Here is a 25,084-nt window from a genome sequence, read left to right as displayed (position 1 = left end):
GGCACCAGCAGGAAGCCGCCTTCACCGCGGAACTCGTGGTGAGCGAACTGGTCAGCGACGCCAGCAGCACAGCCCCGCGTCTGCGACGCGCCCGCCTCTCCGACGAAGGCGGCCGGGGCCTCCTCATCGTCGCTCAGCTCTCCCAGCGGTGGGGTCGTCGGGCTGCGGACCTCTCGGCCAGGCGCCGGCGCCCACGCCGTAGACCGCTCGTCTACGCGCCGGCGCACCGCACCCGATCGCGATCACCGTGGATCAGGCAGGTCAGCGCTGCAGGGTGAGGAGACCCGGCCGCCAGGGCAGTCGGTCGTAGGGGCCGCTCGCCGTAGGGGTCTTGCCCTGGTAGAGGAGCTGCAGGTGGCAGGGGTCGATGGTCATGGTCTGGTCGGGGTTGTTGCGGACCAGGTCGCCGGGCCGCTGGTCACAGCGCAGGACCGCCAGCACGATCCCCCGCGATCTTTCCCGTGGGCCGGGCCCGCCGCCGCGAGCCGATCTTCTTCAGATGGCTGCGTATCAGGTCGGCGAGATGGTTCAGGGTGGCGCTCGACAGCGGCAGGCGGGCGGTGCAGACAAGACCGGACAGTCAGCGGAACAGGCGGAAGAACCCGCGCACCTGCTTGACCAGCGACTCCGGCTGCTCCAGCGCGGCGAAGTGGCCACCATGCGGCAGCTCCTCGAACCAGCGCAGGTCGGTGAACCGCAGCTCGGCCTCCCGCCTCGACGGGCGGGTTATGTCGCGCGGGTAGACCGACAGCCCGGATGGCGCGGTCACCTTGTCCCGGAAGTTGGCGAAGCTCTCCCAGTACAGGCGCGCCGACGAAGTGGCCGACGCGGTGAACCAATAGACCGAGATCTCGTCGAGGATCGTCTGCCGCGACAACGCGTCCTCGGGATGGCCGTCGTTGTCCGTCCACGCCCAGAACTTCTCGGCGATCCAGGCGGCCTGTCCCGCCGGGGAGTCGGTGAGGCCGTAGCCGAGCGTCTGCGGCCGGGTCGCCTGGATCGCCGAGTACCCCCGGCCGGTGCGCTGCATCTCCCTCTCGGCCTCGAGATTCGCCAGCTCCGCGGGCGTCGGGTCGTCGAACGTGCCCGCCGCCACGGATCCCAGGTTCAGGTGCACGCCGGCGACCCGCTCGGGCGCCACCTCGCCCAGCACCGCGGACACCGCCGAACCCCAGTCACCGCCCTGCGCGCCGTATCGTTCGTAACCCAGCGAGACCATCAACGTGTCCCAGGCGCGCGCGGTGCGAGTGATGCCCCACCCGGTTGTCGACGGCTTGTCGCTCCAGCCGTACCCGGGCAACGACGGCGCGACCACGTGGAACGCGTCCGCAGGGTCACCGCCGTGCGCGCGCGGGTCGCTCAGCGGGCCGAGGACCTCCAGGAACTCGAGCACCGAACCCGGCCACCCGTGCGTGAGCACGAGCGGGAACGCGTCCGGCTCCGGCGAGCGGACGTGCAGGAAGTGGATGCCCAGCCCGTCGATCGTGTCGCGGTACTGCGGGAACACGTTCAGCCGCTCGGCGAACCCGAAGTCGTAGTCCTCGGCCCAGCTGCGGCAAAGCTCTTGCGCATACGCCAGCGGCAAACCCTGTGACCAGTCGTCCACCGGCTCGCGCTCGGGCCACCGTGTCCGTCGCAATCGTTCACGCAGGTCCTCGATCTCTGCTTCGGTGATGCTGACCTCGAATGGCTCGGCGGACATGGCAAGGCTCCTTACTGGTCAGGGAGTTATCGGATCAGATGCAGGTGGACCGTCATCGCGGGCGCCCACGCGTGGCGTCGGGTTCGGGGCGGCGGTCGGCGGTAGGGCGCCGGGTCAGGCTGAGGACGAGTCCGGCCAGGGGGAGTGCCGCGAGGCGTTCATGAAGTTGAGCAGGCTATGTGCGGTGTCGCGGTCGTCCGCGGCGACCAGGTCCGGTGCGAGGCTCACCAGTACGGCTTGGGCGCCGGCGAACCCGCACACGGTCAACGCCGTGCCGACGACGATCGGGACCGGCCCGGTGAAGATCGCGACCACGAGCACGCCGACGACGGTGAGTGCCGCAAGCCGGGCCGACACCTGCCAGCCGGTGAACCGGTCGGTCAAGGTGCCGACCAGCCGCCCGGCCAGCACCGAGCAGGCGGCGCGGCCGTACAAGAGACGCTTATCGTCAGCTGAGCTCGCGCGTTGGCGTCAGGATCGAAGGGTGCGCAGGCCGGTGCGGATTTCGCTGACCAGGATCTCGGGCTGTTCCAAGGCCGCGAAGTGCCCGCCCTTGTCGGCCTCGCCGTAGTGGATCAGATTGCTGTAGGTGTCTTCGATCCAGCTACGTGGCAGGCGTGGGATGTCCCTCGGGAAGACGGTCACCGCGACCGGCAGCGTCACCTTCGGGCCGGCGAAAGTGAGCGATCTGTTCTCCCAGTAGATGCGGCCGGACGACGCTGCACTGTTGGTGAACCAGTAGAGGGATATCGCGTCAAGCATGTCGTCGATGCTGAGAGCGTCCTCGGCGAGCCCGTGGTTGTCGGTCTTGGACTGGAACTTCTCGTAGATCCAGGCTGCCTGGCCGGCGGGAGAGTCCGCCAGGGCGAATCCGACCGTCTCCGGCTTCGTGCCCTGAAGGTGGTTCGACCCACCGAGATCGCCGGTATAGAGGGCGAGGGTCTCCACGGCGTAGCGCTGTTCGGGCGACAAGGTGTCGGGTATCCGAGCGGGGAAGGCGTACTGGGTGTTCAGATGAATTCCGAGAAGCCCCTCAGGTTGCATGGCCCCGAGGGCGGTGGTGACGACGGCACCCCAATCGCCGCCTTGCGCGGCCCATCTCGTGTAGCCGAGACGTTTCATCAGCTCCGCCCATGCGCTGGCGATGCGCGAGACGGTCCACCCGGTCTCCGTGGGCTTCTGGGAGAACCCGAACCCGGGGAGCGACGGGACGACGACGTCGAATGAGTCGGCGGCGTCTCCCCCGAACGAAACCGGATCGGTCAGCGGGCCGATCAGCTTCAGGAACTCGACGATCGAGCCTGGCCATCCATGCGTGAGTATCAGCGGCATCGCGTGGGGATTCTTGGACCTGACGTGGATGAAGTGGATGTCCAGCCCATCAATCTCGGTCAGGAACTGGGGGAAGCGATTGAGCTCGGACTCGAAGCGCCGCCAGTCGTAGCCGCGCTCCCAGTAGTCGACCAGAGACCTGGCGTTCTCTACACGAACCCCTTGCGACCAGTCGCCCACCGTTTCCGGATCCGGCCACCGGGTTCTGGCCAGTCGCTGCTTGAGGTCGTCAATCTCCGATTCCGGGATCGACACGGTGAACGGGCGGACGAGGGTCGACGCAGGTGGCGTCGGTGCGGTCATGGCCTTCTTCTCTTCTCCTGAGCTTTGAAGCGCAGCACAACTCTCGCTGCACACTGCTGTACAGTCAATCTCACTGTACACCGGTGTGCAATACTGGTGCCGTGCCCACCGAGTCCTCCCGTGCGCGCTCGATGAACGAGACACGCGAACGCATCCTCGACGTCGCCCTCGATCTGCTGGGAGAGAACCCCGACGCCGGAATGGGCGAGATCGCCTCCACCGCCGGCGTCGTCCGTCGCACGGTCTATGACCATTTCCCCTCGCGCCTCGACCTGGTCCGGACACTCACGGAACGGGCCGTCGCCGAGATGACAGCCGTGCTCGCCGATGTCAACGCCTCCGGCGCGGAAGCGGACGCGGCGTGGGTCGAATTCATCGCCCGCCTCTGGCCGGTGGCGCACCGGTACCGAGTGCTGCTGGCGCTGCGCCGAGGCGAGTACGGCGAGGCGATCCACGCCCTGCTCGGGCCAGTCGACGAACTCCTCGCCGACCTCGTGAAACGGGGCCAGGACACCGAGGTGTTCGCACAGCACCTGCCGGCGGGCATTCTGAGCCAGGTCGCCTACGGCGTCGTGTTCGCCATCGCGGACAGCGACCTGCCGAACGGGACCCTCGGCGCCCGAGCAGCGACGATCACGAGCCTGCTGATGCTGGGAGTTCCCGAGACGCGCGCCATCGCTCTCGTAGGCGACCAGCCCTGACCTCATGAAAGATTTCGCCGACCGCACCGACCCCGGATGAACGAGGCCGCGTGGCGCGCCCTCGACCTGACGCGCGCCCCGCCCGGCGCAAGGTCTTCGGCCTCGCCACCGCAGATGTCCGCCTCGCTTGACCTCTTGCGCGTCAGTCCGGCAGCCAGTGCAGCTCGTGCGCCAGAGATTTGGCGACGGTACGGATGCGGCGGTGCAGTGGTGACGGCACGCGCGGGAGGACCAGGTGGATCGTCAAGGTGGGTGCGCCCTGCAGCGGTCGCCACGTGAGACCGGCCGGTGATGTCGTGGCCGCGGCTTCACCGGCCGGGGCGAGGGTGAGCCCGTCGCGTAGGTCGCGCTGTGACATGTCGAAGGAGACTGCGGGCGTGTGGAATCGGGGGTTTGGCCGGATGTCACGGAACAGTGCGGACAGCTGATCGTGGATCACGGGGTTGGCCGTACGGTCGGGAAGTCGCAGCGGATACGCGGCCGCATCGGCGATCTCGATCTCCGGGTGTTCGGCCAGCGGATGATGCTGTGCCAATTGGACCCCAACGCGCTGACGCCGCAGCAGGAACCGGCGCACGCCACGACCCGGCTGTTCACCGCGGGTGATCCCCGCGTCGATGCGGCCGTCAGCGACCGCGGGGGAGATCTCCGGTGTCGCCATCGGGACCGCGCCTACCTCAAGTCCCGGGCTGCTGCGAATGAGCCTGTCCACCAGGGCCGGTGCCGTCTCGGCCCCCGTGCTGAGGCTGTATCCGATGCGCAGCGTGCCCAGTTCACCGGCCCCTGCATTCCGGGCGGTGTCCCATGCCCGGTCCAGCGCCGCCAGCGCGGGCGGCGCGGACTCCGCCAAAGCCGCACCGGCCGTGGTCAATACGACGCTTCGCGTGTTGCGAACCAGCAGGCTCGTACCGAGTTCCGCCTCCAATCGGCGCATCCGGGCACTGAGTGCGGGCTGGGCGATACCGATCCGTGCGGCGGCGCGGGTGAAGTTCAACTCCTGCGCCAGCACCAGGAAGTACCGCAGGCTCACCGTGTCCGGCGCCACATGCCCTCCCTGCCGATTGATAACAATCCGTTCTGAGCCTATCCCGTACCGGTCTTTCCCTCGACCGCACATCAAGCCCTAGCCTGCGCATATGGCGATCCAACTGACCGCGGGTCCGGACATCGCACGCACGCACACCGCCGATTTCGAGTCCGCCATCACCGCTCTCGCGAAGGCCGCGGCCACCGAGCCCGGTGTACTCGACCACGGATTCCGGCGCGACCCGACGCACCCGGGCCGCTGCCTGATCCGCGAACGCCACGCGGATCAGGCAGCGGTCGACACCCACCTGGCCCTCCCTGACGTCGCAGCCTTCATCGGCATCCCGCGCTGACTGGCCACCGACTCCCGCGCACGCCTCGAAACCTCCTCCGTCCTCACCCGAATCCCGATGTCCCGCACCCAGCTACAGGAGGCAGTCATGCATAAGTTGGTAGTCCTGTATTCCAAGCCCGCAGACCCAGACCACTTCCGCGACTACTACGTGACCAACCACCTTCCACTGGTCGTGAATTGGCCCGGCCTGCTTGCGTGGCGCTACAGCTTCGACGTGGCGGCGCCCCAGGGAGAAGCGCCGTATTTCGCGGTCTTCGAAGGCGACTTCGCCGACGCCGCCGCCATGGCCGCGGCGCGGGCGTCGGAGCACGGCCGGCGGGTGACCGCCGATGTCGCCAACTACGCCACCGGCGGTGCGGTCGTCATCCACTATCCGGTACAGGACGGCACCGGCTGAGGCAGAACGGTACGCTCCGGGACGCCCTCGGTCGGCCGCCTCGGCCAGGTCCGGCCATCGGCGGAACGCCGTTCGCGGTTGCCGGTTCGTCCAGGGTCAAGGGGGGCCGATGTCCTGGCCGGATGTCACGGTGGTTGATGCGTGCGTGCGGCGCGACGGCCGGGGCGGCAGCCCCACGTCCGTCACCGACGACGACCCGGCGGCGACGGACGCGGACCGGCGTGCGGTCGCTGCTGCGGCCGGCACCTCGCACGCGGCGTTCCTCGGCCCGGGGCGGACGCCGGACGGTGGCCGGCCGGTCCGGTTCTTCACCGCCACCGCCGAACTGTCCGGCTGCGGCCACGGCACCGTTGCCGCGCAGGCCATCCGGTTGACCCGCACCGCGCTGGGCGAGCTGAACGACCGCCAGCACACCGGCGGGCGCACGTTCGACACCGTCGCGATCCGCCGCCCCGCCGGCATCGAGGTGTGGTTCGACCAGGGCCTCGTCGCGCTGCGCCACCCGGCACCGGACGAGCGCGCCGCGATCGTCGCCGCGCTCGGGCTCACCGCGGACGACCTGCATCCGACCGACGCGCCACGGATCGCCGCGCCCGGCGCACCACGCATGCTGGTACCGGTCCACGACCGGTCGGCCCTGCTCCGAGTCCGCCCACACCTCGGCAGGCTGGCAGAGGTGCGCCGGCGGTACGGGCTCCTCGGCTGTTTCGTGTACGTACCGCCGGTGGGCGACCGGCCGGGTGCGGCGCGGATGTTCGCGCCGGCGATCGGTGTCGACGAGGATGTCGCCAACGCCAACAGCACCGGCTGCCTGGCCGCCCACCTGCTCGACACGACAGGGGCACAGACGGTCGCGATCGAGGTGGAGCAGGGTGACACCCTCGGTCGACCGGCCAGCGTGCTCGCTTCGGCCCGACGCGGGCCGGCGGGCATCACGACCCGGGCCGGCGGGTTGGCGGTGGTCCGAGACGGACACCGAGGCGACGACTAGACCGCCCTCTTCTGCGATCCGCGCATGGGACTGGGGCTGTCCGCCGCGGTCAAGCGTTGGCAGCCGGTGGCGGCCGTCAGCGGGACGCTGTGTCGAAGGCGCGGCTCGTCATCTCCAAGGGCGCGAAGAAGGGTCAGCACCTCTCGCCCGCCACCGTCCTGCCCATGCTGCGCGAACATGATGAACAAGTCGCCGATGTCATCCATCTGCTGGACGACCGCACCTGCCTGGTCGTCGCCACCAGCCACCCGCTCGCCGCCCGGCACTCCGCCGGTTTTGAGGAGCTGGCCGAGGAGAACTGGATCGTCCGGGGCGATCACCCGGCCGCCGAGCTGCTCACCCGTAGCTGCCGTGCCGCCGGCTTCGAGCCGAAGATCGCCTACCGGGCACACGACTACCAGGAGGCCCAGGCCATGGCGGCGGTCGGCCTGGGCATCACGCTCGCCCCCAGGTTCGCCCTGGCCAGCCTGCGGGATGACGTCACCACCATCGACCTGGGCCCCGCGGCCCCGGTTCGCCGCATCCTGCTCACCCGGCTGCGCGACAATCCACCGACACCGTCAGCCAAGGCCATCGCGGAACTGTTCATCGAGACCGCCGGGACCCTGTGTTCATAGACAGGCGTTCCGCGGTGTGACGACCGGTCTCGGCTCGGGCCGGGGCCGATGACCTGCGCCACGCACCCCGCGACCACCCCATCGGGGGGCCTGTCGAGCCCGGCGTCTCGCAGGCCCCGGACGTCGGCGCGGGCCCACCTCGGCCCTCAGGGGGAAGGGAAGGCCGGTGTGCGATGGTGACCCGCTCGCAGAGGACACGCGTCAGCCGATGGCTGCTGCCGCGTGCGTCACAGCGATGAGGGCCAGTACGGCGGCCGGGACGGCCCGGACCGGCGGGTCGCCGTGGCGCAGGTGGACCACCGCCGCGGCGGCCATCAGCAGCGCAAGGCCTGTCGCGGCGGCCACGCCCAGCGGCGTCCAGGTCAGCCCCAGCAGCAGACCGGCGACGCCGACCACCTCCGTCGCGCCGACAACGCGATAGAGGCCGGTCGACATGCCGAGGTGGGCCGCTGCTTGCCGCATGACCGGTGCCGCTGCGATCTTGGCCAGGCCCAGCGGGAGGAATACCAGGGACAGGACGATGGCGAGCACGGCGGTCATGCGGTGGTCCTGCCTTCGCGGCGCTCGGCGCCCAGACGCGCGTAGTAGTCGATGAGGTCGGGGCTGTCCACGGTGGCGGGGTTGACGACCTGCTCGACGGGGGCGCCCTGGAGCAGGCGTTTGACCGGGACCTCCAGCTTTTTGCCGGTGCGGGTGTGCGGGATGCCCGGCGCTTCGAGGATTTCGTCGGGGACGTGGCGTGGTGAGGCACCCGTACGAACGGCGTCGCGGATCTTCTCGCGCAGGTCGTCGTCCAGGGTCGTCCCGGGGGCCGGGACCACGAACAGCGGCATCCAGTAGCCGCCGTCGGGTTCCTCCGCGCCGATGACGAGGGCCTCGGTGATCTCGGGGAGGCGTTCGACGACGTCGTGGATGTCGGCGCTGCCGAGGCGTACGCCGTTGCGGTTCAGCGTGCTGTCCGAGCGGCCGTGGACGATCACCGAGCCGTGCCCGGTGAGCGTGATCCAGTCGCCGTGCCGCCAGACGCCGGGGTAGGAGGAGAAGTAGGCGTCGTGGTAGCGGGTGCCGTCGGGGTCGTTCCAGAAGTACAGCGGCATCGACGGCATGGGCTGGGTGATCACCAGCTCGCCGACCTGGTCGGTGACCCGGGTGCCCTCGGTGTCGTACGCGGCCAGCGCCACGCCCAGGTGCGGTGCGGACAACTCTCCCGACCAGACGGGCGTATTGGGCGCGCTGCCCGCGAAGCCGGACACCACGTCGGTGCCGCCGCTGATGGAGGCCAGCAGGGCGTGGTCGCCGACGTGGTCGCGGACCCAGGGGTAGGCGGAGGCCGGCAGGGCGGAGCCGGTGCAGCCGACCACGCGGATCGACGACAGGTCGTGCGCGGACGGGTCGATGCCGTACTTGGCCATGCCCAGGAGGTACTGCGGGCTGGTGCCGAAGACGGTCACCCGGTGGCGCGCGGCCAACTCCCACAGGACGTCGAGCTTGGCGAAGGGCGCCGGGCTGCCGTCGTAGGTACAGGTCGTGGCACCGGTCAGCAGGGTGGAGGCGACCAGGTTCCACATCATCCAGTGCGTGGTGGTGTACCACAGCAGGCAGTCACCGGGGCCGAGGTCGGAGTGCAGCGCCAGGGTCTTCAGGTGCTCCAGCAGGACGCCGCCGTGGCCGTGGACGATGCCCTTGGGCAGGCCGGTGGTGCCGGAGGAGAACACGACCCACAAAGGGTGGTCGAACGGCACCGGAGCGAAGGTGAGTTCCTCGGTCCGGGTGCAGGCGTCCTCCCATGGAATGATCAGTGCGTGGTGGTTCTCCGAGGGCCGCTGCAGGCCCACATGGTCCACCAGCAGCGTCGCTTTCAACGTTGGCAGGCCGCGGGCGAGTTCCAGTGCGGCGTCGCGACGGTCGTGGGTGGTGCCGTTGAAGAGGTAGCCGTCGGCGGCGATGAGGACGGTGGGTTCGAGCTGGGCGAACCGGTCGGCGGCGGCCTTGGGCGCATAGTCCTGCCCGCACACCGACCACACCGCCCCGAGGCTCGCCGCGGCGAGGAACGCGACGATCGCGTGCGGGGTGTTGGGCAGGTAGCCGACCACCCGGTCGCCCTGTCCCACCCCGAGGTCGCGCAGGGTCGCGGCCACCGAGGCGACCTGGGAGCGCAGCTGCTTCCCGGTGACTTCGTAGCCGGCGCCGGTCTCGTCGAGGGCGATGATCGCCACGCCGTCGTCGGTGATGTTGCGCAGGGCGTGGTGGGCGTAGTTGAGGGTGGCGCCGGGAAACCATCGGGCGCCGGGCATCCGTTCCTCGGCCAGGACCTGCTCGTACGGGGTGTCCGCGTCGATGTCGAAGTACTCCCACACCGCACCCCAGAAGCCTTCGAGGTCGGTGACCGACCAGCGGTGCAGGGCGGCGTAGTCGGAACCGTCCAGCCCGGCGTGACGGGCGAAGTCCGCGATGCGGCTGGCGGCCGTGTCCTCCGGATCGGGGGTGAAGAAGGGGGCCGGGTACGGCGTGTTCATCGCGTCGTGCTCCTCAGCAGGCTTTTCCGTGGGGAAGGGTGGGGGCTGCGCGTGGTGTGCAGCAGGGACGCCCAGGCGGCGGTGTCCGTGAAGTCCCGCCGACCGGCCGGGACGACGTCCATGACGACGCGATCCGGGCGCAGCAGTACGGCGTCCGCCCGGCCGGCGTGCAGCCAGGCGGCGAGCGTGCCGTCGTCGCGCAGGTCGGCTACGGGGATCGCTCTGACGCCGAGCCCGTGGGCGAGCGCGGTCAGCGAGGGCCACGGGTCGGTGGCGGTCAGGACGGTGAAGTCGTCCCCGAGCACCTCGTCCAGGCGGGTGGGCCGACCGTCGGCCCTCACCCAGGGCTGCGGGCAGTGGGTGCCCGCAAGACCCCGGCGGGCACGACGCCGTACCAAAGGCCCTGCGGTCAGGGACGGGCTGAGGTCACGGCCGGCCAGTTCGGTCAGGCCGGGGATGCGGCACGCGGCGGCCAGAAGATTGCGGCGCAGTGCGGCGGCGCCGTCCTGGCCGCCGGTCATGGCCCAGCCCATGGCGACCGCGAGCCGGATCACATGCCGTGCGTGCGGCTTGCGCTCGCTTTCGTAGGTCTCCAACATCCGCTCATTTGCGCCCTGTTGGAGAACGCGAGCGAGCTTCCAGGTGAGGTTGTACGCGTCCCGCAGGCCGGAGCACAGCCCCTGTCCGATGAAGGGCGGGGTGAGGTGGGCGGCGTCGCCCAGGAGGAAGACGCGTCCGCCGCTCCACCGGTCGGCGACGCGTGCCCGGAAGGTGTACTGCGTCTTGCGGACTACTTCGAAGTCCCCGTCGTACGAGGGCGGCAGCCACGGGGCGACCAGCTCGCGGACCGGCTCGTCCCCGTCCCGCAGGCGGAACTCCCAGCGGTAACGGTCCTCGCCGACGCGCATGAACGTCGCGGGCCGGTCCGGGTCGCAGACCTGGTCGACGCCCTCCCAGCAGCGGACGTCGGCGTTCGTCCGGACGTCGACGACCGTCCAGTGTTCCTCGAAACGCAGGTCCTCCCAGACGGCTCCGATGGCGTCGCGGGTAAGGCTGTTGGCGCCGTCGCAGCCGAGGACCGCCTGTGCCCACAGGTGATGCTCACCGTCGTCGTCGCGGTAGGTCACGCGCACGGGGCCCGCGGGGTCCGGGCCGACGCCGGTGACCTCCACGCCGCCTCGCAGTTCGCACTCCGGGCGTCGGACCAGGGCGTCGCGCAGCAGGACTTCCAGCTCGGGCTGGTCGAACATACTGGTCTGCGGGTAGCCGTGATGGCCGTGTCGGGAGCGTCGGAACTCGGCCATCACCCGGTGCTGGGCGTCCAGCAGCCGCAGCCCCTTGGCGGGACGGGAGATGGCGGCGAACTCCTTCTCCACGCCCGCGGCCTGGAGGATCCTGCACACCTCGTCGTCGGTGGCGACCGCGCGCGGGAGCGGGTAGACGTCCCGGTGCCGTTCCAGGACGACGCTGCGGACCCCGCGCCGGGCGAGGAGAAGGGCGGCGGTCACGCCCACCGGTCCGGCGCCGATGATCACGACGGGTGCATGCTGTGCGGAGTGCGGGGGTGGGGGCTGGTCGGCGGTCATGTGCGGCTCACCTCGGGTCCCTACTTGGCGTCCGTGACGGGCGTACGCTGCTCGCCGAGGTCGATCCGGCCGTCCGGGGTCGAGATCGTCGCCGTGATCACGTCACCCGAGCGGAGGTAGTGCGGGTTGCGGGCCTGGCTCTTGAAGAACGCCTTCCACTTCGCCGCGGGCGGCAGCAGCGAGCCGATCTTCTCCACCGCCTTGGGCGGAGCCTTCAGCGCCGTGCCACCGGGAGTGCCGGTCAGCAGCAGGTCCCCGGGGTCGAGGGCCTGGAAGCGGGCCAGCAGGGTCAGCGCGCGTGCTGGTCGGACGATCATGTCGGCGAGGGTGCGGTCCTGGCGCAGCTCGCCGTTGACGGACAACGTCAGCCGCAGGTCGAGGAGATGGGCGAAGTCCTCCGGCTCCAGCAGGGCCAGGTAGGGGCCGGTCGGCGTGAAGGTCGGGTAGGACTTGCTCTCGTAGAACTGCGTCTTGGTCAGCTGGACGTCGCGGGCGCTGACGTCGTTGGTGATCACGAGCCCGGCGACGTACGGCGGCAGGTCCCGCTCCTCGACCACGGTACCGACAGGCAGCGGCGCCCCCATGACGAGGCCCAGCTCGACCTCGTAGTCGAGGAACTTCACGTGGGAGGGCCGGACCACGGCCTGAGCGGGTCCGCTGACCGAGCCGGACGCCTTGCGGAAGAAGGCCGGCGGGATGTCGCCGGTGAAGCCCGAATCACGGGCGTGACTGCGGTAGTTGACCATCTGGGCGACCACCCGGCAGGGGGTGGTGACCGGCGAGAGGGCGGCCAGGTCGGCGACGGGCGTGCCCGCGTCGTCCGAGCGGCCCGCCTCATGCACGGCGGCTCGGTCGGCGATCAGTTCCGCGGTGGTCGCGGCCTTGGTGTCGACGAGGACGGCGCGGTGGCCGCGCACGGCCCACCAGCCGTCGGCGGTGCGCAGGACGTTGGTGCTCATGTCAGTGCCTTTGTGAGAGGTCGGAGGTTTCAGGAGTTCGCGGCCTTGAGCAGGCCGAACAGGCGTGCGCGGTCCATCTCGTTGTCGCCGCGCAGGGCCTCGATCACGTCGCGGATCCGCTGTGGTGAGGGGCTGGCTCCGAGGAAGTCGCGGGTGGCCGGCGGGCCCCACTGGGCCAGTCCGCTCGTGGACATGGGCGCCCAGCCGGGTTCGACGTCGCAGGTGAACAGGTCGCCGTCGGCGAAGTGCTCCAGCATGAAGTGGTCCGGGTCGCGCCAGTAGTCGAAGAGCTGGCTGCCCTGGATGTGCCGTCCGATCCCCCAGCTGCGCTTATAGCCACGCTCGTTGAGGTACTCACCACCGGCCGCGATCGAGTCCAGGTCGGTCACCTGGTAGGCCGAGTGGACATAGCCGGTGCCCGGCCCCAAGTGCATGGCCAGCGTGTGGTGGTCGGCCGGCACGCTGCCCAGATCGCAGCGGATGAACGCCATCGTCGGGCCACGGTCGCGCTGCCCGTCCAGGAAGAGGAAGTCGGACACGATCATCCCGAGGGTGTCCAGATACCAGTCCAGGGCGCGGGCGAACACCCGGGTCTCCAGGACCACGTGACCCAGGCGCTGGATCCGCGACGGCTCGCGCGGCGGACGCTGGGTGGCGTTCGTACGGCGGTGATCCGTGCCGAAGTTGAGCAGCAGCGGTCGCTGCTCGGGCAGCGCCGGCAACTCCACGCCGCAGTGCACGACCCGCACCGGGAAGCCGGACGGGTCGAGCAGGTCGACGACCTTGCCGCCGCCGGGCACATCGGCGTCCCGCACGGATGATCCGGTGGCGCGCGCCAGCCGGTCGAGGTCGGCTCGCTCGGCGGCACGGAACGCCGGGCCGATGAACCGGGACGTCCGACCCCGTCGGATCACCATGCAGGGCGAGCCGGCGAAGGTGCCGCGCAGCCACAGCTCCCGCTCGGTGTGTGCGGCGATCTGGAAGCCGAAGTCGCGGGCGAAGACCTCGGCCTGGTCCAGGTCGGGCTTCTCGAACTCCAGCCAGGCCAGGTCGGCGACCTTGATCACGGGATTTCGGGACCGGCCCGGATGCTCCCCGCGCAGGGCGCCCTGCTCGCTGTGGAGGTCCTGGTGGGCCGTCTTGACGTCGGCCCCCTTGACGCGGGTTTCAGACATGGTGCCCTCCGAGCAACATCGCCGTAATGAGAAAATCATCAACTGTGACAGTTCTGTCGTCAAGCTGTTCACGCCAGGAAATGATGGATTCATCAGGTCTGCGGTCGCCGTTGTGTAACCGTTAGACTTTGCGCATGTCTACGTCAGCCCCGCCCAGCAACCGGTTCGAGCGGCGTCGTGCGGAGACCCGTGGGGCTCTCGTGCGAGCGGCCCGGCAGATACTCGCCGAGAGCGGTGACACCAGCGCGAGCATCCAGGCGATCGCCGAGCGCGCGGACGTGGGCTTCGGCTCCTTCTACAACCACTTCGACTCCAAGGCGGAGTTGTTCGAGACGGCGGTGGTCGACGCCCTGGAGGAGTTCGGGCAGGCCTTCGACGAGCACCTGACGGGGATCGACGACCCGGCGGAGCTGCTCGCGGCCGGCTTCCGGCTCAGTGCCCGCATGGCCGACTCCCACCCGGAGCTGATGCAGGTCCTGCGCCGCCGTGGCCTCGGGCACATCCACTCGGACAACGGTCTGGCCCGACGTGCCCTGCGTGATCTCCAGGTCGGCATCGCCTCCGGCCGCTTCACCACTCTCGACCCCGTGGTCGCCCTGTCCGCGCTGGGCGGAACCCTGCTGTCCCTGGTGGAGCTGCGCTTCGCCCGCCCCGACGTGGACGGCGACGAGGCGGCGGTCAACCTCGCCGAGATGGTGCTGCGCATGCTGGGCCTGTCGGCGGACGACGCTCACGAGGTGGCCCGGCGTCCGCTGCCCGACCTCGACTGACCGCCCTGCCTCTAGGCACTCGACGACGAGTCCGGGCGGAACGTGACCGAGCGGCCGGTGAAGCGGGCGTCGATCCCGTCCTCGGTGGTGGTCACCGACCGCAGACGCAGCCCCTCGGGGATGTTCCGCAGCGGAATGGGCTGGTCCAGGGCCTTGTCGAGCAGTGATTTCAGCGGGGGGAGCAGTTCACCCTGCTCTGCGCGTACGTCCGAGAAGGCGATGCGGTTGCCACTGGCCGCCGAGACAGCCGCGCTCACGGTCACGTCCCCGGCGAGCGGCAGACTCGCGGTCGCATCGACCCGGCCCGCCTCGTCCCCCTGCGAGATCCGCACGCCGAGGGCGCTCGACAGGTCGTCGTACGACAGGAAGGCGGTCGCCTCGACGCTGCGCGCATGGGCCTCCTCGGCGCTCCCCGAGGTCTTGAGACCATCCAGGCCGACGGTCAGCTTCGTCACCGGCAGCGGCCGGGTCGCTCCCCGGGTCGGTATGTCGTTCGCGGTGATGTCGACGTGATGCAGGCTGCCCCGGGCCAGCTGTGTCAGCACGGGAAAGCCGCTGACGTGCACCGAAGGCCGGTCGAGTGTGCCCATACCCTCCTGGAACGCCTTGGCCGTACGGCTCTCCGCGTTGGCCGCGGCGGCGCGGTCGACCACGACGGCACTGACCAGCAGCGCCACCAGGGACGCGGCGATGACGATCCCGCGCCGCCTCCGGGGAGGAGGCGGGCTCGCGTAGACGGCGGCGTCGCCGTAGTGGGACTCACCGTAGTAGGACTCGTTGACGAACTCGCCCTCGGGCTGCGACTGGTACATGGTGTCCTGTCCCTCTCCGTGAGGTGCTGGGGAACTTCTTGGGATATGTGGTCGGGGCCTATGGGTGGACTCAGGCGCCGGCGCGATCCGGCCGGCCGAGGCTTCGGACAAAGGTGACGGCGAGGTCGCCGTCCACGCCCATCGCGATCAGGGCGGCAGCCGCGGTGCGCGTGCCGTCGTCGCTCCAGGTGTCGGCGTTCACGCATTCCAGGAGCCCGAGCAGATGGCCCTCCAGTGCCCGGCTCAGCGGGCCGGCCGGGACGCTGGTCTGGAAGACCCCCTGCCGCTGCCCCCGGGCGATGATCGCCGCCGCCGTCTCGCGCGCGGGAGCCAGGACCTCGGTGACCCGCTCGGCCCCGAGGTCCTGGGGGGCCAGGCGGAGCAGCATGCGGTACCGGTCACCGACGGGCCACACGGCGAGCACGAAGCGTGCCAGCGCCGTGACAGCGTCCGGCTCGCGAACACCCCGGGTCGCCAGCGCCTGCCACAGCGCCTGCGCAGCATCCTCCACCAGACCCTCCACGAGCGCGGCCCGGCCGTTGAAGTGGCCGTAGACCGTACGACGCACCACCCCCGCGGCCACGGCGATGTCACCGAGGCTGCTGTCGGGATCACGGCCGAGTTCCTGCCTGGCCGCTTCGAGGATGCGGGCCCGGGTGAGGAGGGCACGGCTTCGTCCCGGGGTGTCTGTGACGGGTGCGCTGGTCATGCAGGGTCCTCCGGTCGACGGTGGGAGGGCAGCTCGATATTTGCACATCGACGAGCAACAAACTAGTCTGCACATCGATGGGCAATTAACTGCCACGGTGCCTCGCAGGCGACAAGGCCGCACCGCTCACCCCGATCCGCGAATCCCCGAAGCCTCCGCTTCCCCTCCTGCCGAGGAGCTTTCGATGCCGCTCTTTGCCAACACACCCGCCGAGAAGATGACCGGGCCCTATCCCCGGCGCTGGTGGGCCCTGCTGGTGCTCTGCCTGAGCCTGCTGATCGTCGTCATGGCGAACACCTCGCTGATCGTGGCGGCGCCGGACATGACGAAAGACCTGGGCCTGTCCAGCAGCGACCTGCAGTGGGTCATCGACGGCTACACCGTCCCCTACGCCGCGCTGATGCTGGTGCTGGGTGCGATAGGCGACAAGTACAGCCGCCGCGGTGCCCTGGTCCTGGGCCTGCTGATCTTCGCGGGCGGCTCGGTGATGGGCAGCCAGGTCCACCACACCGACCTGGTCATCACTGCACGCGCCATCATGGGCGTCGGCGCCGCCGTCGTCATGCCAGCCACCCTGTCCCTGCTCGTCGCCATCTTCCCGAAGGCCGAGCGCGCCAAGGCCATCACCGCCTGGTCCGCCACCTCCGGCCTCGCGATCGCCGCGGGCCCGCTCGCCGCCGGCTGGCTGCTGCAGCACCACGCCTGGGGCTCCACCTTCCTGATGAACGTCCCCATCGCCGCCCTCGGCGTCGTGGGCGCGCTGCTCCTCGTGCCGCCGTCCAGGGCCGAGGGCATGGGCCGCATCGACTACGTGGGCGGTCTGCTGTCGATCGTCTCCATCGGCTCCCTGGTCTACGCGACCATCGAGGGCCCGCACTTCGGCTGGGGCGCCGGCCCGATCACCGCGGCTGTCGTCGCCGGCGTGGGCCTGCTGGCCTTCGTCGCCTGGGAGTTGCGCCACCCGAACCCGATGCTGAACGTGCGCAAGTTCACCGAGCGCCCGTTCTCCGGATCGATGATGGCGGTGCTGTTCTTCTTCTTCGGCACCTTCGGCTCGATCTACTACTCCACCCAGTTCCTGCAGTTCGTCCTCGGCTACGACGCCCTGGGGACCGGCGTACGACTGCTGCCGCTGGCCGGAGCCGTGTTCGTCGGCGCCGCGGTGACCGCGAAGCTGACGCCGAAGCTGGGTGTGAAGGCGGTCGTGGGCGTCGGCATGGTGCTCGGGACGGCGGGCGTCATCCTGCTCACTCGCATCGCGTCGGGGTCGACGTACACCGACTTCCTGCCGTCCCTGCTGGTGCTGGGCTTCGCGATCGGCCTGAGCCTGTCCCCGGCCACCGACACCATCATGGGCTCCTTCCCGGAGGACGAGCTGGGCGTCGGCGGCGGGGCGAACGACACCGCACTGGAACTCGGCTGCTCCCTCGGCATCGCGATCCTCGGCTCGCTCCTCGCCACGACCTACAAGCACAAGCTGACCGACCTGGTCGGCGGCCACCTCCCGGCCGCCGCGCTGGACACCGCCAAGGACTCGGTCGGCGGCGGCCTCGCCGTCGCCGAACAGGTCGCCAGGAACCCCCAGGGCGGACCCCAGCAGGCCCAGACCTTGGTCGCGGCGGTGCACGAGTCCTTCGCCCACGCCATCGCCCACACCAGCCTCGTCGGCGGCATCATCATGGCCGTCGGAGCCGTGATCGTCATCGCGGTCCTCCCCGGCCGGGGGCACACCGGCACGCACCGTCAGCAGGACACGCCGGTGCCGGCGCAGGAGACCGAGTCCGTGGGCGCCGCCTGAGCCCCACGAGGTAGCGGGCCGGACACCTGTTCCGGCCCCCACCACCCCAGGACGGACCGTGCCTGAGCGGCGCACGGTCCCGGACGGTGCCGGGAGGGGACGCCCGGCACCGTCCCTTTTTTGCTGTCCGCGCCGGGGAGCCGACCACCGCTCGCGCCCGTGCTGCGCAGCAGCCCGGAGGACGACAGCCAAGAGCCCTCGACCGCACTCGTCGGTCGAGGGCTCGGTGTTGTCCTGCGCCAATGAGGTCCTGCTGACCACCGGTCGTCGAGGCCGGCGTGGTGGCCACGCCGGCGGTCTGTGTCCCGCCACCCGACGACTGGCCGCTCATGTCGTGGCTGATGAGAACCACGGTGCTGGCCGCCTCCATCACGGGCGTCGGTCTCCCGCCCCAGCGCCTGCTCCGGCGAGAGATGTTGGGCCGTCCCGATCACGACCGACGTCTGCGTCATGCCGACGTCCCGTGCGTCCCGTGCGATCCCGAAGCCCATGCCCTCGACCGGACCGCTTGATGTCCCGGTGCACGATGCCCTGCCGGTGGGAGTGGGTAAACGCCCGCAGGCCGCCGGCCGTCACTTCCAGGGCACGGTCCCCACGGTGAACGGCGGCCCGAAGTACAGGGCGCCGCGCACTTCACGCCGGGGTCTGTCCTGACCACTGCCTCAACGGGGCGCACCGGGGCTCAGTCGTCGGCAACATGCTCCGCCGCTGCCGTGGCAGCGGCGTCGTCGACCACGGTGAGCGCCCGCTCCTCCGGGACACCGGCTGCGATGAGCGTGGCGACGGCCACCCGGGTGCCGTCGTCCTCGAACGCCCCCGTGTTGACCTCTTCCAGCAGGGCGACCGTCATCGCCTCCAGACCGGCGCTGAGCACGGCGGGCGGCAGATGAGGGTGGAAGACGCCGTCGCGCTGGCCCTGCTCCAGGATGCCGGTGACCCTGACACGGGCGGGCTTGAGGATCTCGTCGACACGTTCCACGCCAAGATCCCGACGGGCCAGCGACAGGAGCATCCGGTAGCGGTCACCCACGGGCCACATCGACAGGGTGAAGTGCGCGAGCGCCCGGTCCGCCGGCTCCGCCACCGGCGCTTCGACCGCCACGGCCGTCTGCAGAGCCTCGGCGGCCTCCTCGGCCAGCGCCGCGAGAAGCGCCGCCCGCCCGGGAAAGTGCCCGAACAGAGTGCGCCGGACGACACCAGAGGCGCGAGCCAGCTCCTCCAGGGTGATGTCGGGGTTGCGTCCGAGTTCCTGACGTGCGGTGGCCAGGATGCGCGCCCGGTTGGACCGCGCGTTGCGTCGCTGTGGCACGCGGCCGACGGACTGGGACACGGAACAACCTCGCTGCAGGCGGGCGGAAGAACAGGCGCCTTCATTCTGACACGCGAGCTTCGGCCCGATCCGTGGCCGCATCCACGGATCGGGCAGTCCTGATCAGGCGGGGAGCTCCTTGATGTCGGACGGCTCCTGCGGCTCGATCCCGTTGAAGCGGTGGCGGAAGTCGCTGGAGGCGGGGTAGGCGGCCCGGCGCGAGCGCATGATGGAACCCAGCGGGCGGTGGGCCTCCAGGGCGTGCCAGGGGCTGAACGAGAGGACGTCGTCAGCGTAGCGGCGGCGGGCGTCGCTGTAGGCGTCCTGGGCGGGCAGATGCAGCACGGCCACGGTCCGGTGCGGTGACAGTTCCTCGGGCCACAGGACCGAGGCGTCCTCCACCGGCATCCGGTCGATGTCCGTGCACAGCTGGGCACGGATGTCGTACTCGGCGCTGTCGTGCGCGAAGAAGTCGATGACGAGGTCGCGCAGAGCCGACTCGCCGGCCTTCTTGTCGACGTGGCTGCCGGTGAGGGCCCTGACGTTCGCCGAGCGGGGCGCGGCGGACATCTTCGCCACGTGATCGCCGTAGCGCAGCGCGGCCATGGAGTGGAAGGTCTCGCCGAGGATGTGGCCGTTGGCGGCGGCCAGGGTCTCGACGGCGGGCGGAAGCGGACGTCCGACGCGCGTGAGGGCCTTGGCGGCCACCCGGGCGGCCGCGCCGGTGAGCTGGAGCTGCTGGTCGCTCTGGCGGGGCTGTTTCTCCAGCAGGTCCTGGAGTTTGGCGTACTCGGCGATGTTGCCGAAGGGCAGGGTGGGGTGGTTGACGAGGAGGAAGTCCTGGGTGGTGAAGCCGTCGTCGAGGGCACGGGGCCCGGGGGCGCCGATCACCTTCATCGCGAGGCCACGCTGGACGGGCACCTGGTCGGAGCGCAGGTCGCCGGGGGCCGAGGAGAAGCGGACGATCACCGGGTAAGCAGCCGGTTCGGCGAAGAGGCCCTGGGCGAGGTGGGCGGGCAGGTCGGGCTGGATGTGCAGCTCACCGGCGAGGACGCCGTGGCTCTTGGCGTGAGCGTCGCGCAGGCCGTGGCGGTGTTTGTCGGCGACCTGCTGATTGGCCTTGCCCATGGCCGCGACGACCTGGCGGACGAGTTCGTCCTCGTTCGGAAAGGGCTGTTCGAGGTCGGGGCTGTGTCGGACGTACGAGGTCATGGGGAGGGCCTCCGCGCGAGGTGGGGGTTCAGTTGCTACCGAGCCAGCGGATGGCCGACAGGCTGGGCATGAAGAAGTACTCGCCGCCGAGCAGGGTGTTGAAGGACTGGATGTTCTGCACCCGGCGCGGCGGGGTCCCGGGCACGGTGAAGTAGGCGCCCTTGTCCTGGAGCGAGATCATGGGATCCTTCTCCTTGCCCAGGCCCATGAAGTTGCCGGAGCCGACCCATTCGCTCTGCAGGAACTCGACGTTGTCGATGGCCCGGGCGCCAAGGGCGATGAAGTCCAGGCCGCGCGGTGTGCCGTCGTCCTTGAGGCGGTCCGGGGGGAGCGGGGTGCCGTAAGAGGTGCCGCGCCGGATGATCCGGCGGATGTTGACGTCGGTGAGGACCGTGAGCTCGGTGTCGCGCGGGTTCATCCGGCGGATGTGGGAGCCGAGCGGGGTGCGCAGTCCGCGCGGGTCGGCGGAGTAGTCGAAGTCGTTGATCCGGTTCGGGTCCTCGCCGATCGCGGGCGTGTCGCGTTCCGGGGTCAGGGCGAGGGGCGCGCCACTGCGCCAGCGGCCGACGAGTTTGGCGGCCAGCAGCTCGCGTTCGGCCTCGGTGGAGGCGTTGTCGCGCAGCCACTTGTTGAAGGCGGCGACGTGGGAGTGGTACTTGCGGAAGACGACGTACGTGCCGTTGCGGCCCAGGACATCCGGAGCCGGCACGGGCAGCGGCACACCGGTCTCGCTCGGGTAGCCGAGGACGAACTCACCGGCCTTGATGGGCCGTCCGTCGCCGGGCAGAGGTTCGGCGCCGCTGCCCTCGACCACCGGCTGGCTGAAGCCGTCCCGGTAGCCGAAGACGTTGAACCCGTCGGCCGCGAAGTCCTGGTGCGACAGCAGCCGCACACCCGGGACCTCGCCCAATTCCTTTTCGTAGGCGGCGACTTCGGCCCGCCAGTCGTCCTCGCTCGCGGCGTAGACCGTGACGGCGACATGCACGCGCGGGGTGCCGAAGGGGAACTCCCAACGGTCCGGCGCGTTCACGCCCGTGTCCCGCAGCCGCTCGGCGCGGGCCGCCATCCCCGCACGGAAGTTGGCCGGAAAGGAGGCCAATGAGGTCTCCGGCAGACCCAGCGCGACCAGTCCCTGGTAGCTGAGGGCGAGGGCCAGCCAGGACGGCCGCGGTTCGTCCCAGCGAGCCGCCGAGGTCACCCGAGGGGCCAGCCGGCGCAGCAGTTCCCTGCCCGCGGCCGGTTCGGTGATCTCCAGGATCGCGTGGGTGCCGAAGTAGGGCTCGGGCCGGGCCCGCAGCAGGGTCGCCTGGATGTCGTCGAGGTCAAGGGTGGGAGGGCGGCGCAGCCGCCGGAACAGCGGGGAAGGCATGGTGCGCCTGCCTTCAGTTGAGGTCCGAAAGGAAACGCTGCACGGCGGCCTCCTGCCGCTTGAGCCGGTGGCCTTCAGCGACCGTGAGGTTGGGGTGGGCGACGAACCACGCCTCGGCCGGGATCTGGTACTTGACGATGAAGTCCTTCACGTCCGGCGAGGTGATGCCGGGCCAGCCCTCGACGTTGCTGAACAGGTAGTCCATGAACTCGGGGATCTTGGTGGCGAAGTCGTCGATGTAGGGGTCCCACTCGCCGTCGAAGGCGGTCGCGAACAGCAGCTTCGTGTCGTTGTCGAGGAACACGAACCGCATGTTGTGAAGGGTGCCGACCTGACCGGCGCCCGCCAGGTTCCCGCCGACCAGGCCGAAGAATTTCCGCAGCCGCGCGGCGCCGTTCGGCTTCAGCGGCAGGATCGTCGTCAGCTCGGACACCTCGCCGCTCTTGGCGCCGATCCGGCCGGCGGTGGTGACGGCGTGTTCGGCCATCTCCTCCTTGTCGGCGAGGATCTCGGCGGCCTTGAGCTTGAGGGCGATCTTGGCGTCCGAGAGCGCAGCGTCCACCTTCTCGCGGACGGCCTCGGGGAACTGCTGGAACTTCGCATGCAGGACGTGTTCGCTCATGGCGTCTCCCCTTGGGGTCATGCGGCAATACTCTAGATACCGCTACAAAAAGGCCTTCGCGAGATGGTGTGCAAGCGGGGAGGGATCCACCTTCTGACCATCTCCGCATTAGTGATTATATCATCAGTTCACTGCTCCCGGCTTGTCAGTGGGTTTGCCCGCGGTGCCGGCACGAGGCACACCTGAACACGGACGGGCTGTGCAAGCCGTGCCTCATGGCGATCCGAGTTGAGGAAGACGCCGAGTGGGCCCTGGGCCTGAAGGAGGCGCGACCTCGGCCGGTCCAGCTCACGGTAGGCGGCACATACGGCGACCGGTCGGCGTCGGCCGGCCGCTGCCCCGGCCCACCAAGAACGGACTGAGTGTGGGGGTCGAGTACTGGAGGCGCAGGTACACGGTCAGGTCCCACTCTTCACCATGCCCCGCGTGCTGGGCGACGCCACGGTCAGTGCAATCGTCGGCCGTCCCGTCGCCGGATGGGAGAAGGCCCAGCCGGTGATCGAGGCGATGGAGGCCGAGCACGGGTTGATCGCGGGCTGGCGCTACAAGGTCGCCGAGATGGTCCGCTTGGCCCTGGCTGTGCGTGCGGCCGAGGGTGCTGAACGGCTGCCCGAGGCTATGCTGCGGGACCTTCCCACCAACGGGGACGCTGTTCGCCTGATCCTGCTGCTGGCCGGGCCTCCTTCTCCGCGTCGTTGATGCCGCTGATCAGGCTGTGCCGGTCGCCGTAGTTGCGCGGGTCGAAGGTGCGGTCCAGGCTGGTCACGTGGATGAGGTAGCCGCCCGCCTCCGCCGCGTCGATCAGGGCCACGCCCCGACCGGTCTCGCGGGCGAGTCGGCTGACCCCCCACAGCACGAGGACGTCGCCCGGGTCGCCGAACGCGCCGGACGTCAGGTCGGCCAGCAGCTTCTCGAAGTCGTCGCGGGTCTTGGTCGCGTACGTGCTGGCACTGCCGGTGTCCTTGTACGGCTCGCCCCACGTCCACGGGCCGTGGTCGGCCTCGGCCGCGATGTTGTCCCGGTGCTGGTCGGTGATGCTGCGAGCGGTCTTCCCCTTGCCCTTGGACACCCGCAGGTACTCCCGCGCCGTCCGTGTCCCGATTACCGTCGCCATGCCCCTCCCCCATCCCTTACGGTCGCGCTATGTCTCCTGCCCAATCAACCGTAGGTGTAATTCTGACCGTGGACGACGACCCGGGCGTGTCCCGTGCCGTCGCCCGCGATCTGCGGCGGCGCTACGGCGAGTCGTACCGGATCGTACGGGCGGAATCCGGCCAGTCCGCGCTGGAGGCGCTGCGTGAGCTGAAGCTGCGCGGCGACCTGGTGGCGGTGATCCTGGCCGACTACCGCATGCCGCAGATGAACGGCATCGAGTTCCTGGAGCTGGCGCTCGACGTGTATCCGGGGGCGCGGCGGGTGCTGCTGACCGCGTACGCGGACACCAACGCGGCGATCGACGCGATCAACGTGGTCGACCTCGACCACTATCTGCTCAAGCCGTGGGATCCGCCGGAGGAGAAGCTCTATCCGGTGCTCGACGATCTGCTGCAGGCCTGGCGGTGCAGCGACTACCGGCCCGTGCCCAGCACCAAGGTGGTCGGGCACCGCTGGTCGGCCCGGTCGTCCGACGTGCGCGAGTTCCTGGCCCGCAACCAGGTGCCGTACCGCTGGTACTCGGTGGACGAGCCGGAGGGGCACCGGCTGCTGGCCGCGGCCGGTCAGGACGGGCAGCGGCTGCCGCTGGTGATCACCCCGGACGGCACCGTCCTCGTCGAGCCGGAGGCCCCCGAGCTGGCGGCGAAGGTGGGCCTGGCGACGACGCCCACGGCCGACTTCTACGACCTCGTCGTGATCGGCGGCGGGCCCGCCGGGCTCGGCGCCGCCGTGTACGGCGCCTCCGAGGGGCTTCGGACCGTGCTGGTGGAGCGCTCGGCGACCGGCGGACAGGCCGGGCAGAGCTCCCGGATCGAGAACTACCTGGGCTTCCCCGACGGGGTCTCCGGCGCCCAGCTCGCCGAGCGCGCGCGGCGGCAGGCGGCCCGGTTCGGCGCCGAGATCCTGACCGCGCGGGAGGTGACCGGGCTGGAGGTCAACGGCGCCGCCCGCATCGTCCGGTTCGCCGACGGCACGGCGATCGCGGCGCACAGCGTGATCCTCGCGACCGGGGTGCAGTACCGGCAGCTGGACGCCGCCGGCTGCACCGACCTGACCGGCTGCGGGGTCTTCTACGGCTCGGCGCTGACCGAGGCGGCGGCCTGCCAGGGGCAGGACATCTACATCGTCGGCGGCGCCAACTCGGCGGGCCAGGCGGCGATGTACCTGTCCCGGCGCGCGAAGTCGGTGACGCTGCTGGTGCGCGGCCCGGATCTGTCGGCGTCGATGTCGTACTACCTGATCCAGCAGATCAACGAGGCGCCGAACATCTCGGTGCGCCCGCACACGGTCGTGGACGCGGCGCACGGCACGGACCACCTGGAGCAGGTGACGCTGCGGGACACGGTGACCGGGGAGAGCGAACGGGTCGACGCCCAGTGGTTGTTCGTGTTCATCGGTGCCGCCCCGCTGACGGACTGGCTGGGCGACTCCGTGCTGCGCGACGAGCGCGGGTTCATCCTGGCCGGGCCCGACCTGAGCCCCGACGGGCGTCCGCCGGCCGGCTGGGAGCTGGACCGGCCGCCGTACCATCTGGAGACCAGCGTGCCCGGTGTCTTCGTGGCGGGTGACGCGCGCGCCGAGTCCGCGAAGCGCGTGGCGTCCGCCGTCGGCGAGGGAGCCATGGCCGTGATGCTCGTCCATCGCTATCTCGAACAGTCATGAACGGTC

At 70.3% G+C, this 25,084-nt stretch carries 24 protein-coding genes and 2 pseudogenes; 8 read left to right on the top strand and 18 right to left on the bottom strand.

What is annotated here, in order from left to right; all coding sequences use genetic code 11:
* Nucleotides 1-261 precede the first annotated feature (261 nt).
* The 4 genes and pseudogenes from ACFC8N_RS36485 to ACFC8N_RS36470 all read right to left on the bottom strand — a co-directional run.
* Nucleotides 262-408 (bottom strand): annotated as a pseudogene (locus tag ACFC8N_RS36485) (non-reducing end alpha-L-arabinofuranosidase family hydrolase); the annotation flags it as partial.
* A gap of 172 nt (nt 409-580) precedes the next feature.
* Nucleotides 581-1,702 carry an epoxide hydrolase family protein gene (locus ACFC8N_RS36480; protein ID WP_376293259.1) on the bottom strand — a complete coding sequence of 374 codons (1,122 nt, stop codon included), beginning with the start codon at nt 1,700-1,702 and terminating at the stop codon, nt 581-583.
* 114 nt (nt 1,703-1,816) lie between these two features.
* Entirely contained in the window at nt 1,817-2,137 is a 321-nt protein-coding gene (locus ACFC8N_RS36475) for a hypothetical protein (RefSeq protein WP_356037124.1), read from the bottom strand.
* A 36-nt stretch (nt 2,138-2,173) separates the two neighbouring features.
* The gene (locus tag ACFC8N_RS36470) at nt 2,174-3,337 is read right to left on the bottom strand and encodes an epoxide hydrolase family protein (RefSeq protein WP_376293257.1); all 1,164 of its coding nucleotides are present in this window, start codon (nt 3,335-3,337) and stop codon (nt 2,174-2,176) included.
* Nucleotides 3,338-3,438: 101 nt separating this feature from the next.
* Between ACFC8N_RS36470 and ACFC8N_RS36465 the strand changes: the two genes are divergently transcribed.
* A complete protein-coding gene (locus ACFC8N_RS36465) occupies nt 3,439-4,038 on the top strand; it encodes a TetR/AcrR family transcriptional regulator (RefSeq protein WP_376293254.1) in 600 nt (199 codons plus the stop codon).
* 142 nt (nt 4,039-4,180) lie between these two features.
* On the opposite strand, the gene ACFC8N_RS36460 is transcribed toward ACFC8N_RS36465, so the two are convergent.
* A complete protein-coding gene (locus ACFC8N_RS36460) occupies nt 4,181-5,083 on the bottom strand; it encodes a LysR substrate-binding domain-containing protein (protein ID WP_376293251.1) in 903 nt (300 codons plus the stop codon).
* A gap of 91 nt (nt 5,084-5,174) precedes the next feature.
* On the opposite strand from ACFC8N_RS36460, the gene ACFC8N_RS36455 reads away from it, so the two are divergent.
* From ACFC8N_RS36455 to ACFC8N_RS36440, 4 genes are all read left to right on the top strand, one after another.
* Entirely contained in the window at nt 5,175-5,417 is a 243-nt protein-coding gene (locus ACFC8N_RS36455) for an antibiotic biosynthesis monooxygenase (RefSeq protein ID WP_356037114.1), read from the top strand.
* Between the two features lie 87 nt (nt 5,418-5,504).
* Complete coding sequence (locus ACFC8N_RS36450) at nt 5,505-5,816, top strand: EthD family reductase (RefSeq protein ID WP_376293248.1); 312 nt, start codon at nt 5,505-5,507, stop codon at nt 5,814-5,816.
* Nucleotides 5,817-5,925: 109 nt separating this feature from the next.
* Entirely contained in the window at nt 5,926-6,807 is an 882-nt protein-coding gene (locus tag ACFC8N_RS36445) for a PhzF family phenazine biosynthesis protein (RefSeq protein ID WP_376293246.1), read from the top strand.
* An 89-nt stretch (nt 6,808-6,896) separates the two neighbouring features.
* Nucleotides 6,897-7,424: a LysR substrate-binding domain-containing protein gene (locus tag ACFC8N_RS36440; protein WP_376293244.1), complete on the top strand. Its 528-nt coding sequence runs from the start codon at nt 6,897-6,899 to the stop codon at nt 7,422-7,424.
* Nucleotides 7,425-7,625: 201 nt separating this feature from the next.
* On the opposite strand, the gene ACFC8N_RS36435 is transcribed toward ACFC8N_RS36440, so the two are convergent.
* The 5 genes from ACFC8N_RS36435 to ACFC8N_RS36415 are packed head-to-tail and all read right to left on the bottom strand — an operon-like array spanning nt 7,626 to nt 13,660.
* A complete protein-coding gene (locus ACFC8N_RS36435) occupies nt 7,626-7,964 on the bottom strand; it encodes a DoxX family protein (protein WP_376293242.1) in 339 nt (112 codons plus the stop codon).
* Nucleotides 7,961-9,940 (bottom strand): acetoacetate--CoA ligase, encoded by a 1,980-nt coding sequence (locus ACFC8N_RS36430; RefSeq protein ID WP_376293240.1) that lies wholly within the window; start codon nt 9,938-9,940, stop codon nt 7,961-7,963. The genes ACFC8N_RS36435 and ACFC8N_RS36430 overlap by 4 nt, the downstream gene beginning before the upstream one ends.
* Nucleotides 9,937-11,526 carry a bifunctional 3-(3-hydroxy-phenyl)propionate/3-hydroxycinnamic acid hydroxylase gene (locus ACFC8N_RS36425; protein WP_356037101.1) on the bottom strand — a complete coding sequence of 530 codons (1,590 nt, stop codon included), beginning with the start codon at nt 11,524-11,526 and terminating at the stop codon, nt 9,937-9,939. Before ACFC8N_RS36425 ends, ACFC8N_RS36430 begins: the two co-directional genes overlap by 4 nt.
* Before the next feature lie 20 nt (nt 11,527-11,546).
* A complete protein-coding gene (locus tag ACFC8N_RS36420; RefSeq protein ID WP_376293238.1) occupies nt 11,547-12,485 on the bottom strand; it encodes a fumarylacetoacetate hydrolase family protein in 939 nt (312 codons plus the stop codon).
* 29 nt (nt 12,486-12,514) lie between these two features.
* Nucleotides 12,515-13,660, bottom strand: a complete 1,146-nt coding sequence (locus tag ACFC8N_RS36415) for a VOC family protein (RefSeq protein WP_356037096.1) — start codon at nt 13,658-13,660, stop codon at nt 12,515-12,517.
* 134 nt (nt 13,661-13,794) lie between these two features.
* Between ACFC8N_RS36415 and ACFC8N_RS36410 the strand changes: the two genes are divergently transcribed.
* Nucleotides 13,795-14,430: a TetR/AcrR family transcriptional regulator gene (locus ACFC8N_RS36410; protein WP_356037093.1), complete on the top strand. Its 636-nt coding sequence runs from the start codon at nt 13,795-13,797 to the stop codon at nt 14,428-14,430.
* 11 nt (nt 14,431-14,441) lie between these two features.
* Here ACFC8N_RS36410 and ACFC8N_RS36405 read toward each other — a convergent pair whose 3' ends face one another.
* Together ACFC8N_RS36405 and ACFC8N_RS36400 are read right to left on the bottom strand one after the other, a co-directional pair.
* A complete protein-coding gene (locus tag ACFC8N_RS36405) occupies nt 14,442-15,242 on the bottom strand; it encodes a DUF2993 domain-containing protein (protein WP_376293236.1) in 801 nt (266 codons plus the stop codon).
* A gap of 70 nt (nt 15,243-15,312) precedes the next feature.
* A complete protein-coding gene (locus tag ACFC8N_RS36400; protein WP_376293233.1) occupies nt 15,313-15,951 on the bottom strand; it encodes a TetR/AcrR family transcriptional regulator in 639 nt (212 codons plus the stop codon).
* A 184-nt stretch (nt 15,952-16,135) separates the two neighbouring features.
* Between ACFC8N_RS36400 and ACFC8N_RS36395 the strand changes: the two genes are divergently transcribed.
* On the top strand, nt 16,136-17,749 hold the full coding sequence (locus ACFC8N_RS36395; RefSeq protein WP_376293230.1) for an MFS transporter: 1,614 nt from the start codon (nt 16,136-16,138) through the stop codon (nt 17,747-17,749).
* A gap of 371 nt (nt 17,750-18,120) precedes the next feature.
* Here the strand turns inward: ACFC8N_RS36395 and ACFC8N_RS36390 are convergent.
* From ACFC8N_RS36390 to ACFC8N_RS36365, 6 genes and pseudogenes are all read right to left on the bottom strand, one after another.
* Nucleotides 18,121-18,364 (bottom strand): annotated as a pseudogene (locus ACFC8N_RS36390) (serine/threonine protein kinase); the annotation flags it as partial.
* 67 nt (nt 18,365-18,431) lie between these two features.
* Nucleotides 18,432-19,079, bottom strand: a complete 648-nt coding sequence (locus ACFC8N_RS36385; RefSeq protein WP_376293227.1) for a TetR/AcrR family transcriptional regulator — start codon at nt 19,077-19,079, stop codon at nt 18,432-18,434.
* A gap of 102 nt (nt 19,080-19,181) precedes the next feature.
* Nucleotides 19,182-20,270, bottom strand: coding sequence for a catalase family protein (locus ACFC8N_RS36380; RefSeq protein ID WP_376293225.1), 1,089 nt, complete (start codon nt 20,268-20,270; stop codon nt 19,182-19,184).
* Nucleotides 20,271-20,298: 28 nt separating this feature from the next.
* Nucleotides 20,299-21,639 (bottom strand): peroxidase, encoded by a 1,341-nt coding sequence (locus ACFC8N_RS36375; protein WP_356037078.1) that lies wholly within the window; start codon nt 21,637-21,639, stop codon nt 20,299-20,301.
* 13 nt (nt 21,640-21,652) lie between these two features.
* Entirely contained in the window at nt 21,653-22,261 is a 609-nt protein-coding gene (locus ACFC8N_RS36370; protein ID WP_362820851.1) for a hypothetical protein, read from the bottom strand.
* Nucleotides 22,262-22,877: 616 nt separating this feature from the next.
* A complete protein-coding gene (locus tag ACFC8N_RS36365) occupies nt 22,878-23,375 on the bottom strand; it encodes a recombinase family protein (RefSeq protein ID WP_376293222.1) in 498 nt (165 codons plus the stop codon).
* A gap of 29 nt (nt 23,376-23,404) precedes the next feature.
* Here ACFC8N_RS36365 and ACFC8N_RS36360 point away from each other — a divergent pair, with 29 nt between their 5' ends.
* A complete protein-coding gene (locus tag ACFC8N_RS36360; RefSeq protein ID WP_356037070.1) occupies nt 23,405-25,078 on the top strand; it encodes an FAD-dependent oxidoreductase in 1,674 nt (557 codons plus the stop codon).
* Nucleotides 25,079-25,084 lie beyond the last annotated feature (6 nt).

This window comes from Streptomyces sp. NPDC055966 (assembly GCF_042269865.1).
In the GTDB taxonomy this organism is placed as follows: Bacteria; Actinomycetota; Actinomycetes; order Streptomycetales; family Streptomycetaceae; genus Streptomyces.
The sequence above is the reverse complement of the archived record's forward strand: the minus strand, read 5'-3'. Positions and strand labels throughout refer to the sequence as shown.

What these genes read in the sequence shown, in the direction of transcription:
- ACFC8N_RS36480 (WP_376293259.1), bottom strand. Translation starts at nt 1,702, where the DNA reads ATGTCCGCCGAGCCATTCGAGGTCAGCATCACCGAAGCAGAGATCGAG.
- ACFC8N_RS36470 (WP_376293257.1), bottom strand. Translation starts at nt 3,337, where the DNA reads ATGACCGCACCGACGCCACCTGCGTCGACCCTCGTCCGCCCGTTCACC.
- ACFC8N_RS36455 (WP_356037114.1), top strand. Translation starts at nt 5,175, where the DNA reads ATGGCGATCCAACTGACCGCGGGTCCGGACATCGCACGCACGCACACC.
- ACFC8N_RS36450 (WP_376293248.1), top strand. Translation starts at nt 5,505, where the DNA reads ATGCATAAGTTGGTAGTCCTGTATTCCAAGCCCGCAGACCCAGACCAC.
- ACFC8N_RS36445 (WP_376293246.1), top strand. Translation starts at nt 5,926, where the DNA reads ATGTCCTGGCCGGATGTCACGGTGGTTGATGCGTGCGTGCGGCGCGAC.
- ACFC8N_RS36435 (WP_376293242.1), bottom strand. Translation starts at nt 7,964, where the DNA reads ATGACCGCCGTGCTCGCCATCGTCCTGTCCCTGGTATTCCTCCCGCTG.
- ACFC8N_RS36430 (WP_376293240.1), bottom strand. Translation starts at nt 9,940, where the DNA reads ATGAACACGCCGTACCCGGCCCCCTTCTTCACCCCCGATCCGGAGGAC.
- ACFC8N_RS36425 (WP_356037101.1), bottom strand. Translation starts at nt 11,526, where the DNA reads ATGACCGCCGACCAGCCCCCACCCCCGCACTCCGCACAGCATGCACCC.
- ACFC8N_RS36420 (WP_376293238.1), bottom strand. Translation starts at nt 12,485, where the DNA reads ATGAGCACCAACGTCCTGCGCACCGCCGACGGCTGGTGGGCCGTGCGC.
- ACFC8N_RS36415 (WP_356037096.1), bottom strand. Translation starts at nt 13,660, where the DNA reads ATGTCTGAAACCCGCGTCAAGGGGGCCGACGTCAAGACGGCCCACCAG.
- ACFC8N_RS36410 (WP_356037093.1), top strand. Translation starts at nt 13,795, where the DNA reads ATGTCTACGTCAGCCCCGCCCAGCAACCGGTTCGAGCGGCGTCGTGCG.
- ACFC8N_RS36405 (WP_376293236.1), bottom strand. Translation starts at nt 15,242, where the DNA reads ATGTACCAGTCGCAGCCCGAGGGCGAGTTCGTCAACGAGTCCTACTAC.
- ACFC8N_RS36400 (WP_376293233.1), bottom strand. Translation starts at nt 15,951, where the DNA reads ATGACCAGCGCACCCGTCACAGACACCCCGGGACGAAGCCGTGCCCTC.
- ACFC8N_RS36395 (WP_376293230.1), top strand. Translation starts at nt 16,136, where the DNA reads ATGCCGCTCTTTGCCAACACACCCGCCGAGAAGATGACCGGGCCCTAT.
- ACFC8N_RS36380 (WP_376293225.1), bottom strand. Translation starts at nt 20,270, where the DNA reads ATGACCTCGTACGTCCGACACAGCCCCGACCTCGAACAGCCCTTTCCG.
- ACFC8N_RS36375 (WP_356037078.1), bottom strand. Translation starts at nt 21,639, where the DNA reads ATGCCTTCCCCGCTGTTCCGGCGGCTGCGCCGCCCTCCCACCCTTGAC.
- ACFC8N_RS36370 (WP_362820851.1), bottom strand. Translation starts at nt 22,261, where the DNA reads ATGAGCGAACACGTCCTGCATGCGAAGTTCCAGCAGTTCCCCGAGGCC.
- ACFC8N_RS36365 (WP_376293222.1), bottom strand. Translation starts at nt 23,375, where the DNA reads ATGGCGACGGTAATCGGGACACGGACGGCGCGGGAGTACCTGCGGGTG.
- ACFC8N_RS36360 (WP_356037070.1), top strand. Translation starts at nt 23,405, where the DNA reads ATGTCTCCTGCCCAATCAACCGTAGGTGTAATTCTGACCGTGGACGAC.